A 15365-nucleotide genomic window follows, 5' to 3' on the forward strand; every position below is an offset into this window, starting at 1 on the left:
AACCGGAGTTGACCAGACGTTTCGATTCAGCAGTTTCGTGCCTCGGCGGCGACGCCTCTAACCAGGCACGATCGCCACATCGCAGACCGCGCGCTCGATGGTTCGGCGTGACACGCTGCCCAACAGAAATTCCGAGAACCACGACCTGCCCTGCTTGCCCATCACGATCAGATTGCTTTGCAGCTCGTCGGCTCGCGTGCAAATGGCCACACGGGGATCGCCCAGCTCGACGCGTGATCGAACATCCTTCACGTCCGGAGCGCGCGCCAGGAGCTCGCACAGCGCCGCTTCCGCCTCCAGCTGCAAGGTATGTCGATAGCTCTTGATCGCCTCCTCGGTCACGCCGGCACTCCGCAGCCGACCTTCGTACGGACTGTCATACGCATGAAAGACGTGCAAGGTGGCTCGCGGCGCCAGCGCGCGTGCAAACCTCACTGCCTGCAAGGAGCTAGCGGAGAAGTCCACGGGCACCAGCACGCACTCATATGAGAGGGCGGCTTCCTGCTTCGCGATCAGCAGGGGCGAGCGGACGCGACGAGCGATTCGCTCGGCGCTGGAGCCGAGCAGAAAGTCCTTGGCGGGGTTCAATCCTCTGGGACCCAAGACCACCAGGTCCGCATCGGCCGCCACCGCCAGCAACGTGTCGGTGACATCGCCCTCCTCGATCCGACACTCGGCGGTGGGCCCGCCCGCCTTGGCGACATCTTCGGCGAGCGACTGCACGGCTTGCGTGGCTTCGGCGATCATCGCGGCGCCGATCGGCGGGGCGGTCGGCAACAGCTTCTGCAGAGCATTGGCCGAGGCCGCGTTCACAACGTGCAACAACTGCAGACTGGCGTCGTGCTCCCGCGCGAGCCTGCCGGCCCGTAACGCTGCGCGGTGCGCATACATCGACAGATCGGTGGCGGCGACGATCTTCCGGATTGTGGCGCTCACATACTTTCCTCTCGCAGTGCCGGGCGATAGCCCACGCGCGACGCGGTCTGCCGACGCTGACTGCGCCAGCGTTGCACAAGTTTCTCCAGTTCCGCCACCACGAACACCAACAGGCCCGCGGCCAACACCCGCCCCCATTCGGCGAGCCCGAGCCCGCTCGAGCCGAACACCGCCTGCAATGGCTCCCAATAGGTGAACAGCAATTGCAGGCTCGCGCAGACCGCGATTGCCGCCAGCACATAGCAATTGCCGAACAGCCCCTCACGAGACAGCACCGAGGCGTGAATGAAGCGGCTGTTCAGCAGATAGAACATTTCACTCATCACCACCGCGTTCACCGCCATCGTGCGGGCAGTCTCCAGGGACGAGCCGCGTTCAATCTCCCACAGGAACAGGCCCAGGGCGCCGATCATCATCAACGTCGACACCATGAGAATGCGCCAGATGAAAAAGCCCGACAGCAGGCGCTCGCGCGCGTCGCGCGGCGGCCGTAGCATCACGTCGTGCTCCGCCGCCTCGAACGCAAGCGCGAGCCCGAGCGTGCTCGAGGTCACCATGTTGATCCACAGGATCTGCGCCGCCGTCATGGGCAAGGTCAGCTCGAACAGGATCGCCGCCACCACCACCAGCGCTTCACCGCCATTGGTGGGCAACATGAAAAGAATGAACTTCTTGATATTGTCGTAAACGGCGCGGCCCTCGCGGATCGCCCTGCCGATGGTGGCGAAGTTGTCATCCGCGAGCACCATGTCGGCGGCTTCCTTGGCGGCGTCCGTTCCCTTGCGCCCCATGGCGACGCCGATGTCGGCTCGCTTGAGCGCTGGCGCGTCGTTGACGCCATCGCCGGTCATTGCAGCGATCTCTCCATTGGCCTGCAATGCTCGCACCAGACGCAGCTTGTGCTCGGGGCTGGCTCGGGCATACACGTCGATGCCTTGAACCGCCTCACGCAGCGCTGCATCGTCCATCACTTCCACTTCGGCGCCGGTGAGCGCAGGCGCGCCGCGACCGATCCCGAGCTGAGCGCCGATCGCCCGCGCGGTATCGGCGTGATCACCGGTGATCATCTTCACTCGCACACCCGCCGCATGGCACTCGGCCACCGCCGCGATCGCTTCCTCGCGCGGCGGATCAATCATGCCCAACAATGCGAGCAGCGTGCAGCCCTGCTCGACATCATCGTATGTCACATCGACTTGCGATCGGGCGAGTGGCTTGCGGGCGAGCGCGAGGATGCGCATGCCACGCGCGGCGAGATCGGTAATCTGGCGCCGCCAATAGTAGGCGTCGACATCCGCCAGGCCATTGCGATCCAGCTGCGCCGAGCACTTGCTCAGGATCACCTCCGGCGCGCCTTTCAGATAAACAATCGCGTGGCCGCGATGATCCTCGTGCAGGCTCGCCATGAAGCGGCGCTCGGATTCGAACGGAATCGCATCCGTCCGTTTCATTGCAGAGCGCTCGAGTTTCGAGCCCGGCCTTGGCGGCAAACGTCAGCAGCGCGCCCTCGGTGGGATCGCCGGCGATGCGCCATGCATTCCGATCCGAATAGAGCGATGCATCGTTGCACAGCACGGCGCAACGGACGGTCTCGAGCAGAATCGAATCCTGCTCCGCCGTGATCGGCGCTTCGGAGCAATATATGGCGCCGGTGGGCGCATAGCCGACGCCGCTCACTTCGAACACCCCGGACGCGGCGACCATTCGCTGCACTGTCATTTCGTTCTTGGTGAGCGTGCCGGTCTTGTCCGAGCAAATCACCGTGACGGCGCCCAGCGCTTCGACAGCGGGCAACTTGCGAACAATGGCGTGCCTGCGCGCCATGCGTTGCACCCCCAGCGCCAGGGTGACCGTCATGATGGCCGGCAATCCTTCCGGGATGGCCGAAGCCGCAAGCGCAACGACCATCATGAACATCTCGCTCATGCCATGCCCGCGCAACCACACGCCGAGCACGAAGGTCGCGGCCGAGAGCAGCAGAATGCCGCCGGCCAGCCAGCGGCTGAACTGTGCGATCTGACGGACCAATGGCGTCGATACTTCCTCGACACGCGCGATCATCACGCCGATGCCGCCGAGTTCAGTACGCACGCCAGTGCCGACCACCACGCCGGTGGCGCTGCCTGATGCGATGAGCGAGCCGGAATAGAGCATGCTCCGTCGCTCGGCGAGGACGGCAGACTCAGGCGCCGGCTCCGATGACTTCGCGACCGTCACCGATTCGCCGGTCAGCAGCGACTCGTCGACGCGCAGATTCTTCGCAACGAGAATGCGCAGGTCCGCCGGAACGCGGTCGCCGGAGGCGACCACGACGACATCGCCCGGCGTCAATGTTTCTGCCGGGACATCGACCCGCTCGCCGTCGCGTATCGCCATCGCGTGCGGCGACAGCATCTGGCGAATGGCGTCGAGCGCGGTCTCCGCCTTGCCATCCTGAATGAAGCCGATCACCGCGTTGACGATCACTGCCGCGAGCAGCACGGCGGTGTCGATCCAATGCCTCATCGCGAGGGTGATGACGGCCGCGGCGAGCATCACGTAGATCAACACATTGTGAAATTGATGCAGGAAGCGCAGCCAGGCCGGGCGCCGGGCCGGCTCGGGCAGCATATTCGGCCCGAATCGCGCCAGGCGCGCAGCAGCCTCTCGTGCGGTCAGTCCGACGCGCGCATCCGTGCCCAGCGTCTGCACCACCTCGGTGGATTCTCGTGCGTGCCAGGCCTGGTCGGACTGCGGCGACGGGTGCGTCGTCGGCGATCGGTCGCCCTCGGCCCACGTTCTGCTCGGTTTCAGAATCCTCATGGGTCACACACCTTGCCGGCAATCGGCCGGCGGGGGCACTCGGGGAAGCTGCTAGGCGCTAAGGGATTCTGAGTGGCCGGTGACCGCGCGGCGATCCGCAAGCGCGCCGATCCCCTGTATCATGCAGGGCCATTTCGGCGCTTGTCGGCTGCCAGCTCTTGTCAGATCCGGGGCCGCAGCCACACAGCCACAGGCATAGCCAAGCACAGAGAGTTCAATGGCCCAATTCATCTACACCATGAATCGCGTCTCCAAGGTCGTGCCGCCCAAGCGCGTCATCCTGCGAGACATCTCCCTGTCGTTTTTTCCAGGCGCCAAGATCGGCGTGCTGGGCTTGAACGGCTCGGGTAAATCCACGCTCCTGCGCATCATGTCGGGCGAGGACAAGGAGATCGACGGCGAGGCCCGTCCGCAGCCCGGCATCAAGATCGGCTTCCTGAAACAGGAGCCGGGGCTCGATCCCAACAAGGACGTGCGCGGCAACGTGCTCGAAGGCGTGGGGGAAGTGCAGGCGCTGATCGATCGCTTCAACGCGGTCAGCGACAAGTTCGCCGATCCCGATCTCGATCCGGACGAAATGACCAAGCTGCTCGATGAGCAGGCCAAGCTGCAGGACGCGATCGACGCCAAGGGCGGCTGGGAGCTGGAGCGCACGCTGGAAGTCGCCGCCGACGCCCTGCGCCTGCCGCCGTGGGATGCGGATGTCACCAAGATCTCCGGTGGCGAGCGCCGTCGGGTGGCGTTGTGCCGTCTGCTGTTGTCGAAGCCGGACATGCTGCTGCTCGATGAGCCCACCAACCATCTGGACGCCGAGTCGGTGGCGTGGCTGGAACGTTTCCTCGAGCAATATCCCGGCACGGTGATCGCCGTGACCCACGATCGTTACTTCCTCGACAACGTCGCCGGCTGGATCCTGGAGCTGGACCGCGGCCACGGCATCCCCTGGCAGGGCAACTACTCCTCCTGGCTCGACCAGAAGGAAAAGCGCCTCGCGATGGAAGAGAAACAACAGGAAGGCCTGCGCAAGACGCTGGAGCGCGAACTGGAGTGGGTGCGCTCGAATCCGAAGGCGCGCCAGGCCAAGAGCAAGGCGCGCATGCAGCGTTATGAGGAAATGGCCTCGCAGGAATTCCAGAAGCGCAACGAGACCAACGAGATTTACATCCCGCCCGGCCCACGCCTGGGCGAGCTGGTGATCGAGGCCAACAGCCTGAAAAAGGGCTTCGGCGATCGTCTGCTGTTCGACAATCTGAGCTTCAATCTGCCGGCCGGCGGCATCGTCGGCGTGATCGGCCCGAACGGCGCCGGCAAGACCACGCTGTTCCGCATGCTCACCGGCCAGGAGAAACCGGATGCGGGCGAGATCCGAATCGGTCCGTCGGTGCAGCTGGCGTACGTGGATCAATCGCGCCAGTCGCTGACCGACAGCAACACGGTGTGGCAGGAGATTTCGGGCGGTCTCGACATGATCAAAGTCGGCAACTACGAAACCGCCTCGCGCGGCTACGTGGGTCGCTTCAACTTTCGCGGCACACAGCAGCAGCAGTTGATCGGCGAACTGTCGGGCGGCGAGCGCAATCGCGTGCATCTGGCGAAGGTGTTGAAGAGCGGCGGCAACGTGCTGATGCTCGACGAACCGACCAACGATCTCGACGTGGAAACGCTGCGGGCGTTGGAAGAGGCGCTGCTGAGCTTCCCCGGCTGCGCCATCGTGATCTCGCACGATCGCTGGTTCCTGGACCGTATCGCCACGCACATCCTGGCCTTCGAAGGCAACTCCGAAGTCACCTGGTTCGAAGGCAATTACGCCGAGTACGTCGAAGACTTCAAACGTCGCAAGGGCGAAGATGCCGATCGGCCGCATCGTATCCGCTACAAGAAACTGGATGCGTAAAGCTCTGCCGTCGACCCGCAGGCCGCGGCGCGCATGCCCGCGGCCGGCGAGCGCGCCTCTCGTCCGCTGACATCGGAGGTAGTCAGCTCGTGATTTCCGACGCAGTCATTCTGGTCATCGCGATCTTCGGATTGTTGCTGCTGATCCTCGCGTGTCAGCGGCTGTTCCGGGCCCGCCTCCTCGCCGCCAGCGGCGCCGGCCTCACCGGCGCGTTGCTGCTCGCCGTCGCCGCGTTGTTATTCGTCGTTTCCTTGAACCTGCACACCTACGCTCGGCTGACTCACGAGCGGCCCGTCGCGGAGATCGTGTTTCAACAGCGCGGTCCGCAGTCGTTCAACGCGACGCTCACGCAAGTGCCCAACGGCGAAATACAAATGTTTGTATTGTCCGGCGACGAGTGGCAACTCGACGCTCGCGTGTTGAAATGGAAGGGCTGGGCCAATCTATTCGGGCTGGACGCGCAGTATCGCCTGGAGCGCGTCAGCGGCCGCTATAGAAACATCGACCAGGAGCGCAGCGCCGAGCGCACCGTCTACCCGCTCGCCGAGAATCCCGGCCTGGATCTGTGGCAGCTGACGCTCGACCACCCCTCTCGCCTGCCCTTCGTCGACGCCGTCTACGGCAACGCCGCGTACATGCCCATGTCCGACGGCGCCCGCTACGAAGTCTCCATCACGCAATCCGGCCTCATCGCCCGCCCCGTCAACGCCGCCGCTCAACAGGCCGCCGGCAGCTGGCGCTAATCGCGGCCAGCGTTGTTCGCCTCCCTACTCAGCGTCCGACCGCTGATTCAGCCCACCCACACGCGAGCGTTGCGGAAGATTCGCATCCACGGGCTGTCTTCGGCCCAGCCATCGGGATGCCAGGAGTTCTGAAGCGTGCGATACACGCGCTCGGGATGGGGCATCAGCAAGGTGACGCGGCCGTCCGGGGTGGTGATGCCGGTGAGGCCGCGAGGGGAGCCGTTGGGATTGGCGGGATAGCGTTCGGTGGCGTTGCCGTGGTTGTCGACGAAACGCAGCGACATGAGATTCGCGCCGATGAGCGAGTCGATGTTGCCGCGGCCGGCGAAGTCGGCGTAACCCTCGCCGTGGGCGACGGCGATGGGCATGCGTGAGCCTTCCATGCCGGCGAAGAACAGCGACGGCGACTTCACGACCTCGACGAGGCTCAAGCGACCCTCGAACTGCTCGGAACGGTTGCGAACGAACTTCGGCCAATGTTCGGTGCCTGGGATCAGCTCGCGCAGCGCCGCCATCATCTGGCAGCCGTTGCAAACACCTAGCGAGAACGTATCGGTGCGATAGAAGAACTGGGTGAACGAATCGCGCAGCTGCGGATGAAACAGAATGGACTTCGCCCACCCTTCACCAGCGCCCAGCACGTCGCCGTAAGAGAACCCGCCGCAAATCACCATGCCGCGGAACTCGTTCAGATCGAATCGGCCCGCGACCAGGTCGGTCATGTGAACGTCGAACGGCGCGAAGCCGGCCCGATGAAACGCTGCGGCCATCTCGATGTGACTGTTGACGCCCTGCTCGCGCAGGATGGCCACTTTCGGTCGCACGCCCTTCGCAATGAACGGCGCGGCTACATCCTGATTCAAATCGAAGCTGAGCTTCACGTTCAAGCCCGGATCTTTCGGATCCGTGACCGTCGCATACTGCTCCTGCGCACCTTGCGGATTGTCGCGCAGCTGAGTCATACGGAAGCTGGTCTCGGACCACGCACGATGCAACTCGGTGCGCGACTCATCGAGCAACGCCTCGCCCCCAGACCGAACACGCACGCGATCGCCATTTGTCACCTTACCGATGACGCGGCTCATGGTCGCAAGCCCATGACGATCCAGCACGCCGAGCACGGACTTCACATCGCCCGTGCGAACCTGCAGTACCGCGCCCAGCTCTTCGCTGAACAATGCGGCATTCGGATCGCGCACCTCGACCCCCAAATCCACATCGACGCCACAATGCCCCGCGAACGCCATCTCGGCGAGCGTTACAAACAAACCACCGTCGGAGCGATCGTGATAAGCGAGAATCGAACCGGCAGCGCGCAATTCGACAATCGCCGCAAAGAAGCTCGCGAGCGCCTTGGGATCGTCGCAATCCGGTGCTTCGTGACCGAGCTTGCCGAACACCTGCGCAAGACACGAGCCACCCAGCCGATCGCGGCCCGCGCCCAGATCGATGAGCACGAGCGAGCTGTCGATCTCCGGACGCAACTGCGGCGTGAGCGTGCGACCCGCATCGCGCACCGGCGCGAACGCCGACACGATCAGCGACAACGGCGCGACCATGCGACGCGAGCCCTGCTCGCTCTGCCAGCTGGTCTTCATCGACAACGAGTCCTTGCCGACCGGAATGGTGATGCCGAGCGCCGGGCAGAATTCTTCGCCGACCGCCTTCACCGTCGCATACAGATCGGCGTCTTCACCAGGCTCGCCGCACGCAGCCATCCAGTTGGCGGACAAACGAACCTGATCGAGCGCCGCGATATCGGCGGCCGCAATGTTCGTAACCGCTTCGGCCACGGCCATGCGACCGGACGCAGGCGCGTTCAACAGAGCGAGCGGCGTGCGCTCGCCCATCGCCATCGCCTCGCCCGTCGCCGACGTGTAGTCGCTCAATGTCACAGCCACGTCGCTGACCGGCACCTGCCACGGACCGACCATGGGATCGCGGCTGATCATGCCGCCCACGGTGCGATCGCCGATGGTGATCAGGAATGTTTTATCCGCAATCGCCGGGAAGCGCAGCAAGCGATACGCCGCGTCTCGCACATCCAGCTTCGCGCCGGTGAAATCATCGCCCAGCGGCGGCAATCGCTTCACGTCGCGCGTCATCTTCGGCGGCTTGCCGAGCATCACATTCAGCGGCAGATCCACCGGCGGCGCTTTCAGCAAAGGATCGCCCACCTTCAACCAGCCATCGTCCGTGATCTCACCGACTACCGAAAACGGGCAGCGCTCGCGCGCGCACAGCGCGGCGAAACATTCGACATCCTTGGCTTCGATCAACAGCACATAGCGCTCTTGCGCCTCGTTACACCAGATCTCCACAGGAGACATGCCCGGCTCGACTGACGGAATGGTGCGCAGATCGACGCGACCACCGCGACCACTGCTGTGTGCCACCGACTCCGGAATCGCGTTCGACAAACCGCCCGCGCCGACGTCGTGAATCAGCAGGATGGGATTGCTCTCGCCCATCGCCCAGCACTGATCGATGACCTCCTGGGCGCGACGCTGAATCTCTGGATTGCCTCGCTGCACCGATGCGAAGTCGAGATCTTCCGTGCTCGCGCCACTGCCGACGGACGAAGCGGCGCCGCCGCCCAGGCCGATCAACATCGCAGGACCGCCGAGCACGACAATCTTGGCGCCCGGAGGGATCTCCGACTTCTCGACATGCATGCGCCGCACGTTGCCGACGCCGCCGGCGATCATGATGGGCTTGTGATAACCGCGCAGCGTGGCGCGCGCAGCCGCCGCCTGATCGGACGCCGACGCCTCGAGCTCGAACGTACGGAAGTAGCCCAGAATGTTCGGCCGGCCGAACTCGTTGTTGAACGCGGCCGCGCCGAGCGGACCTTCGATCATGATGTCCAGCGCGGAGGCGATGCGCCCGGGCTTGCCGAAATCTTTCTCCCACGGCTGCTCGAAGCCGGGGATGCGCAAGTGAGATACCGAGAAGCCCGCCAGGCCCGCCTTCGGCTTGCCGCCGCGGCCGGTCGCGCCTTCATCGCGGATTTCACCACCCGAACCGGTCGCTGCGCCCGGGAACGGCGAGATCGCGGTGGGATGGTTGTGAGTCTCCACCTTCATCAGGATGTCGATGGGCTCGTCGTTGAACTCGTAGCCATGATGCTTCACGTCCGCGAACCAGCGCCGGCCCACCGGACCTTCGATCACAGCGGCATTGTCGCGATAAGCGGAAAGCACGCCGCGCGAGTTGTTCGCGTACGTGTTCTTGATCATGGCGAACAACGACTTGGGCTGGCGTTCGCCGTCGATGATCCAGTCGGCGTTGAAGATCTTGTGGCGGCAGTGCTCGGAGTTGGCCTGCGCGAACATCATCAGCTCGACGTCGGTGGGATCGCGGCCCAGCTTGTTGAAGTTGTCGGCGAGGTAATCGATCTCGTCCGGCGACAGCGCAAGTCCCAGCGATTCGTTCGCTTTGACCAGCGCGTCCCGCCCCTGGGCCAGCAGCGGCACGGTTTTCAGCGAACGTGGCGACTGGTGATCGAACAACCGACCGGCATCTTCGTAGGAGAACACCGCCGCTTCGGTCATGCGGTCGTAGAGCGCTGGCGCCATCGCCTGGAGATCTTCCGCGGACAGCGGCGATGAAGCCCGCACGAAATAAGCGATGCCGCGTTCGATGCGCTCGATCGCCCGCAATCCGCACACCTGCGCGATATCGGTGGCCTTGCTCGACCAGGGCGAAATCGTGCCCGGCCGCGGAATCACCACGATCAACTGCGCCGAGGCGTCGGGAGGCGTTGGCGGCTGCGCCGGCCCATATGTCAGCAGCGCGTCGAGGACGCGCCGTTCATCCGCTGTAAGCGCCCGTGGCGCTTGCACAAAGTGCGTGTAGCGCGTGGTGAGCGACTCGACAGCGGGGACTCGCGATCGGAGAGCGGCAAGCAGGCGAGCAGTACGGAAATCGGACAGTGCAGGCGCGCCAGACAGGGTCAGCATGGAGTGCGACGGGGGCAGCGGAACGGGCGCGAATCATACCGGAAAACGGCCCGTTCTGCCGGCGCGCTGCCCGCTTTCGGGCAGGCTATTTCTTGTCCCCCGGCGTATACACCGGCATCGGGAACGGCGTGACGTTGGAGCCGTCGAAGTTGCTGATCTTGCTCACGCCCTGCTGGCGCACTTCATCGATGCGCAGGACCGAATGCATCGGCAGATAGGTGCGCTTCACCCCGTCGAATTCGGCCTTGACCTTCTCCTCGGTGGGATCGACCACCACCGCCGAGCGCTCGCCAAACACCAGCTCTTCGACTTCCACGAAGCCGAACAGCGAGCCGTGGCTGACCTTGCGGGCGTAGATTTCGTAGACCTTGCCTTGGTTGACAAAAACGACCTTGAAAATGTGACTGGCTGCCATCTTGCTGTTGGGCCTTGGTTGATAGGCTGCGCGCTTGAGGCTATGTCATATCGACCTATGTCAGATGCACAGGTCGAAGGCATGTCCAGCGGCGCTGCCGCGTAAGGCAATCTCCTAAGTTTCCGGTCAGTCTTGACCCTGCAATGGCACTGAAACTCCGCGTCATCAGCGATCACTACAAGGCGCTCGGCAAGCGCAGCTCGCGCCTGTTCGGCGTCACCGGCGGGAAGATCGGTCGCGCCGCGGACAACGACTGGATTCTCCCCGACCCGGATCGCTACATCTCCAGCCACCACTGCAAGGTGGAGTTCCGCGCCGGCCAATGGATGCTGGAGGATACCAGCACCAACGGCGTCTTCATCAATGGCTCCGACGTGCCCGCCTCGGTGGAGGGCGCTTATGCGCTCAAAGACGGCGATCGGCTGCGATTGGGCGACTACGAAATCCTGGTCGGCATCGACGAACGCAACGATTTTCCGCCCGACGCCAGTGGCCAGCTGCCCGCGCCCGTGCGCGCCGCCCCGCGCCGTGGCTCGCCCGAGCCTGAAATCGACCTGGGCGAAGAGCTGGACCTCACCGACCTGCTGAGCGACGCGGCGATGAAAGCGGCCGAGGCGCCCAGGCCCGCGGCCAATGGCGCATCGAGCGCGGTCGCGAGTCCGAGTGCCGGCTCGAGTCTGAATGCGAGCTCCCAGTCGACTCCCCACTCGAGCCCCAGCCTGCTCGATCTCAACAAGGCGCTCGGCATCGATCTGCAGAGCACGCGGCCCGGCGTCCAGAACAACACCGTGCCCGGTCGCCCCGCGCGCAGCGGTTTCACTTCGCTGCTCGACAATCCCGACGAACCGGAGCAGCGAACTATCGCGCCTGGTCGTAAACCGGACGACTGGCAGATGCAGACCCAGCCGTACGATCGCAAGTCGTTACAGGCGCTGACCAATCCCGGTTCGATGGCCCGCCCGGCGGAAAAGCCGGCCGCGACGCCGGCGCGTCGCGCGACCGACGGCGGCACGCTCGAGCCCGCCAATGGCGTGGAAGCCTTCTGCCGCGGCGCTGGCATCGATCCCTCGTCTCTGCCGCTGGAAACGCAGCACGCGCTGTTGCAGCTGGCCGGCCAGATGACGCGCGAAGTCGTGCTCGGCTTGATGGACGTGCTCAAAGGTCGCGCCGATCAGAAAACCCGTTTGCGCCTGAGCCAGACGCAGATTCAACCGGCCGACAACAATCCGCTGAAGTTTTCGGCGAGCGTCGATGAAGCGTTGCTCAAGCTGCTCGACGGACACAGCAACACTCGCTATCTCGGCCCGGTAGAAGCGATCCGCGATTCGTTCGCCGATTTACGCACGCATCAGGTCGCGCTGTCAGGCGCGATCCAGGCTGCCATCGACGAACTGATGAACCGCATCGAGCCGGGCGAGCTGCAGGAAAAGTTCGACCGCGGATTGAAGCGCGGCGCGCTGCTCGGCGCGGCCAACAAAATGAAATACTGGGATCTGTACACCGAGTTCTATCACGTGCTGAATCAGCGCAACGAGCAGAACCTGCCGACGCTGTTCGCCGAAGAGCTGGCGCGGACCTACGCCGAAAGAGCGGCGCAGAAAAAACGTTGATCAACGCCGCGGAGTGAGCATGCCATTCGCCGGCGGCTGCGATGGAGCCGCCGTGCTCGTGCTGAGCGTGGCCTTCGAATCGCGCTGCGCCGCTGGACCTGCATCCGTCGCAACCCAATCCAGGATGTCGATGTAGCCGCGAATGTTCTCCACGAAGCGCACCGGCTCCCAGCCTCTCGCATAACCGCGCTTCACACGCGTGTACCACTTCGCTTGCGTCAACAACGGAAGGTGCTCGCGCACGTCGTTCCATGAGTCCGGATTCTTGCCGTGCCACTGCGTCAGGATGCGCGCGTCTTCTAGATGTCCCACGCCGACGTTGTAGGCCGCCAGCGTGAACCAGGTGCGATCCGGCTCCAGGATGCGCTTGGGGATCTGGCTACGCAGCCATTGGAAATAGCGCGCCCCACCGAAGATGCTCGCGCGCGGATCCAATCGATTGGTGACATTCAGCGATTGCGCCGTTTCTTCGGTGAGCATCATCAAGCCGCGCACGCCGGTATGAGAAGTCGCGTTCGGATCCCAATGCGATTCCTGATAGCCGACCGCCGCGAGCAGACGCCAGTCGACGCCCACCTCGTCGGCGGCCTCCTTGAACCAGTGCCGATACTGCGGCAAGCGTGTTTCGATGTGCTCCATGAACACGCGCGCCTGGATGTAATCGAAACGGTCCGTGCCGCCGTAGTAAGTATCGAGTATCGAGGCGAGTCGGCCTTCCGCGCGCGCCGACGAGAAAAACGCAGTCACTCGTTTGAGCAACGTCGGATCGCGCGCATCGACGGCCCACGCCAGCGCCTTGCCGCCCGACAGATCGAAAGCGATGCGAATTTCCGGATGAAATGCGCGACCGATGGCGAACTCGTTGGTATCGGCCACCGTGTAGTCGAACTCGCGCCGGGACAATCGATACAACAACTCTTCGGTTTCGACGGCCGGATTCTCCACCCAGCTGAGATTGGCGTAGTGAACGCGCAGTTGCTCCAGCGTGGCCGCGTGGGCGCTGCCGGCCACGACTTCGATGTGGCCGCCATAGGTTTGATCGAGCCGTCGCGGGCGAGCATCACCCTGGCGAAAGATCAAATGCTCCCGAACCTGCTGATACGGCGGGCCGAAGCCGGTCTGCGGCGGCAGGCGCAAGCCGCGCGTCAGGCCGGCGGCCGCGATGTGCGCCCGGCGCGATTCGAGCTCGCGCATGGCGTCGGCCACGTTGGGCACGGAGTAAATGAACAGCTTGACACCCAACTCGGCCGCGAAGCGGGCCGCAAGATCGAATTCGGGCCCCTGCGGGCCGTCGGCGCCCAGGTAATAGGCGCTGGGCAGGTTGCGAGTCACCACCCGCAGCTCTCCGCTGCGCAAAATTTGCTCCATGACGCTCGGCGGCTGGGAACAAGTCCCCAACAGCAGCATGGCGATGATGGCGAGGGTGATCTTCAACGCTGATTTCTTTGACTCGAGATCGGGCATCCTGCCACGACCCTCGTGCGAACGCCAAAAGGCGCGACTTTTGTCGTTCGCTCGTCGCCCGTGGCGACGGGGTACGTCCCTGTGCCCGGGGGTGGCCCCTGGAAACGTCGGCTGTGAGAGACTGCCCCCATGCAATCCCTCGCCAAGCTCTCACATTCTTTATCCACTGGCCAGCTGCGGGCGCGCGAGCTGGTCGAGCAGGCGTTGCAGCGTATTGCCGATCCCAACGGCGAAGGCTCGCGAGCGTTCATGACGGTCGCGGCGGCGGCCGCTCGGGCCCAGGCCGACGAGATCGATCGCATGCGGGCGGCGGGCGAAGCGCTGCCGGCGTTTGCAGGCATTCCCCTAGCCATCAAGGATCTTTTCGACGTCGCCGGCGAGGTCACCTGCGCCGGCTCGCGCATTCTGGCAAATGAGCCGCCAGCCCTGCGCGACGCGCCGGTGATCGCTCGCCTGCGCGCCGCCGGTTTCATCTTCATCGGGCGCAACACGATGACCGAGTTCGCGTTCTCCGGCCTCGGCCTGAATCCCCACTACGGCACGCCCGCCAGTCCCTTCGATCGCGCGACTCGACGCCTTCCAGGCGGATCGACCTCCGGCGGCGCCGTCGCTGTCGCCGATGGCATGGCGGCCGCGAGCTTGGGAACAGACACCGGCGGCTCATGCCGCATCCCCGCGGCGTTCTGTGGCATCGTCGGTTTCAAACCCACTGCGCATCGGGTGCCACGCGACGGCGTGATTCCACTGGCGCATTCTCTCGATTCGATCGGCCCGCTCGCAAACAGCGTAGCGTGTTGTGCGACGCTGGATGCGATCCTGCGCGGCGTGACGCCGCGCCCACTGGCCGATGTTTCTATTCGCGAGGTTCGTTTGCTTCTGCCAAGCTCACTTGTTCTGAATGACATGGATGAGCAGGTGGCGGCCTCGTTCGAACACGCCATCGGCGAACTCGCGCGCGCGGACATCGCGGTTTCGCGTGAGCCGCTGCGGGAGCTGCTGCGCATTCCTGAAATCAACTCGCGCGGCGGGATCGCAACCGCCGAAGCGTACGCGTGGCATCGGCCACTGCTCGAGCGCTATCGCGATCAATACGACCCGCGCGTCGCCAACAGAATTCTCAAAGCTCGTGATCTCACAGATAACGATGTGCGTGAGATGCACGATGCCCGCGCTGAGGTCATCGAGGCCATCGAACGAGCGACGCAGGGTGTTGACGCGCTGGTGCTACCGACGACGCCGATCATCCCGCCGCCCATGAGCGCCTTCGAAGTCGACGCGGACTATATGCGGCTCAATGCACTCGTCCTGCGCAACCCGTCGCTCGCGAATTTTCTGGACGGCTGCGCGATCTCGCTGCCTGTGCATCGTCAGGGAGCGGCGCCCGTAGGTTTGATGCTGATCGGTCGACGCGGCCACGACGCACGTTTGCTCGCCATCGCGCGGACGATCGAAGCCGTTCTGAACCGAGCTCGGATCTGAGTGCGTCGATAGCGATCGCGCGCAGGCTCGGCCGATGACCGACACAAAGGGCCGCACCGA

At 64.3% G+C, this 15365-nt stretch carries 8 protein-coding genes and 1 pseudogene; 4 read left to right on the plus strand and 5 right to left on the minus strand.

Annotation, left to right across the window (positions count from 1 at the left end):
• Positions 1 to 57 precede the first annotated feature (57 nt).
• Complete coding sequence (locus JM946_RS20135; RefSeq protein ID WP_203169157.1) at positions 58 to 936, minus strand: universal stress protein; 879 nt, start codon at positions 934 to 936, stop codon at positions 58 to 60.
• Positions 933 to 3738, minus strand: a pseudogene (locus tag JM946_RS31775) (cation-transporting P-type ATPase). Before JM946_RS31775 ends, JM946_RS20135 begins: the two are co-directional and overlap by 4 nt.
• Positions 3739 to 3955: 217 nt before the next feature.
• On the opposite strand from JM946_RS31775, the gene ettA reads away from it, so the two are divergent.
• Entirely contained in the window at positions 3956 to 5632 is a 1677-nt protein-coding gene (ettA, locus tag JM946_RS20155) for an energy-dependent translational throttle protein EttA (RefSeq protein WP_203169159.1), read from the plus strand.
• 89 nt (positions 5633 to 5721) lie between these two features.
• Positions 5722 to 6375 carry a hypothetical protein gene (locus tag JM946_RS20160; RefSeq protein WP_203169160.1) on the plus strand — a complete coding sequence of 218 codons (654 nt, stop codon included), beginning with the start codon at positions 5722 to 5724 and terminating at the stop codon, positions 6373 to 6375.
• 47 nt (positions 6376 to 6422) lie between these two features.
• Here the strand turns inward: JM946_RS20160 and purL are convergent, their stop codons facing one another.
• Both purL and JM946_RS20170 read right to left on the minus strand, forming a co-directional pair.
• Entirely contained in the window at positions 6423 to 10337 is a 3915-nt protein-coding gene (purL, locus tag JM946_RS20165) for a phosphoribosylformylglycinamidine synthase (protein ID WP_203169161.1), read from the minus strand.
• An 85-nt stretch (positions 10338 to 10422) separates the two neighbouring features.
• Entirely contained in the window at positions 10423 to 10752 is a 330-nt protein-coding gene (locus JM946_RS20170; RefSeq protein WP_203169162.1) for a DUF1820 family protein, read from the minus strand.
• A 143-nt stretch (positions 10753 to 10895) separates the two neighbouring features.
• Here JM946_RS20170 and tagH point away from each other — a divergent pair, with 143 nt between their 5' ends.
• Complete coding sequence (tagH, locus tag JM946_RS20175) at positions 10896 to 12362, plus strand: type VI secretion system-associated FHA domain protein TagH (protein WP_203169163.1); 1467 nt, start codon at positions 10896 to 10898, stop codon at positions 12360 to 12362.
• Here the strand turns inward: tagH and mltF are convergent, their stop codons facing one another.
• Positions 12363 to 13826 carry a membrane-bound lytic murein transglycosylase MltF gene (gene mltF / locus JM946_RS20180; protein WP_203169164.1) on the minus strand — a complete coding sequence of 488 codons (1464 nt, stop codon included), beginning with the start codon at positions 13824 to 13826 and terminating at the stop codon, positions 12363 to 12365.
• Between the two features lie 129 nt (positions 13827 to 13955).
• Between mltF and JM946_RS20185 the strand changes: the two genes are divergently transcribed.
• A complete protein-coding gene (locus JM946_RS20185; RefSeq protein WP_203169165.1) occupies positions 13956 to 15305 on the plus strand; it encodes an amidase in 1350 nt (449 codons plus the stop codon).
• Positions 15306 to 15365: the final 60 nt, after the last annotated feature.

Source organism: Steroidobacter gossypii (assembly GCF_016801985.1).
GTDB lineage: Bacteria > Pseudomonadota > Gammaproteobacteria > Steroidobacterales > Steroidobacteraceae > Steroidobacter > Steroidobacter gossypii.

What these genes read in the sequence shown, in the direction of transcription:
- ettA (WP_203169159.1), top strand. Translation starts at nt 3,956, where the DNA reads ATGGCCCAATTCATCTACACCATGAATCGCGTCTCCAAGGTCGTGCCG.
- JM946_RS20185 (WP_203169165.1), top strand. Translation starts at nt 13,956, where the DNA reads ATGCAATCCCTCGCCAAGCTCTCACATTCTTTATCCACTGGCCAGCTG.
- mltF (WP_203169164.1), bottom strand. Translation starts at nt 13,826, where the DNA reads ATGCCCGATCTCGAGTCAAAGAAATCAGCGTTGAAGATCACCCTCGCC.
- purL (WP_203169161.1), bottom strand. Translation starts at nt 10,337, where the DNA reads ATGCTGACCCTGTCTGGCGCGCCTGCACTGTCCGATTTCCGTACTGCT.
- JM946_RS20170 (WP_203169162.1), bottom strand. Translation starts at nt 10,752, where the DNA reads ATGGCAGCCAGTCACATTTTCAAGGTCGTTTTTGTCAACCAAGGCAAG.
- tagH (WP_203169163.1), top strand. Translation starts at nt 10,896, where the DNA reads ATGGCACTGAAACTCCGCGTCATCAGCGATCACTACAAGGCGCTCGGC.